Annotated in this window: 1 protein-coding gene; it reads left to right on the forward strand. The window is 70.0% G+C overall.

The window, feature by feature from the left end; translation table 11 throughout:
• A partial coding sequence (locus H8B02_RS47655) for an NAD(P)/FAD-dependent oxidoreductase (RefSeq protein ID WP_229172568.1) occupies positions 1-673 on the forward strand: 673 nt, incomplete at both ends.

The raw sequence follows: 673 nt of genomic DNA on the forward strand, positions 1-673 counted from the left end.
CAGGCGGGCGCCGGCCATCGCATCAGAGAGACCGGCTGGCTCAAGGCCTGGCGCGGCGACGGGCTCGCGGCCGCCAGGGCCGAGCAGGCGGCGCTTGCCGAATTCGGCATCAAAAGCGAGGTGCTCGATCGCCAGGCGATCTCCGCGCTCGAGCCCAACATCGTCCCCGCCTACAGCACAGGCCTGCTGCATACCCAGACGGCATCGGTCGATTCACCGGGCGCGGTGGTCAAGGCCTATGCGCAGATGCTCGCAGCCAGCGGCGGCACGGTGCGGCAATCCGAGATCCGGCGGATCGAGCAACAAGACGATGGCTGGCGGGTGCAGCTTGTCGACGGCGAGATCGCCGCGCGCCATGTCGTGGTCGCGCTCGGCCCGTGGTCGGCCGAGTTGCTGCGGCCGCTCGGCTATCGCGTGCCGCTGGCGTTCGAGCGCGGCTATCACCAGCATTTCGTGCCGAACCCGGCACGCAAATTGCTGCGGCCGATCCATGATGCGGAGGGGGCATTTCTGATGACGCCGATGGAGCAGGGCGTTCGCGTCACCAGCGGGGTCGAGCTCACCGCGCGCGATGCGCCGTCGAACTTTTCGCAGCTCGAGGCCGTGGTGCCGATGGCGCGCAGCGTGGTCGAATTCGGCGACGCGGTCGGCGAGCGCTGGCGCGGCGCGCGGC

The organism is Bradyrhizobium altum, from assembly GCF_020889705.1.
Lineage (GTDB): Bacteria > Pseudomonadota > Alphaproteobacteria > Rhizobiales > Xanthobacteraceae > Bradyrhizobium > Bradyrhizobium altum.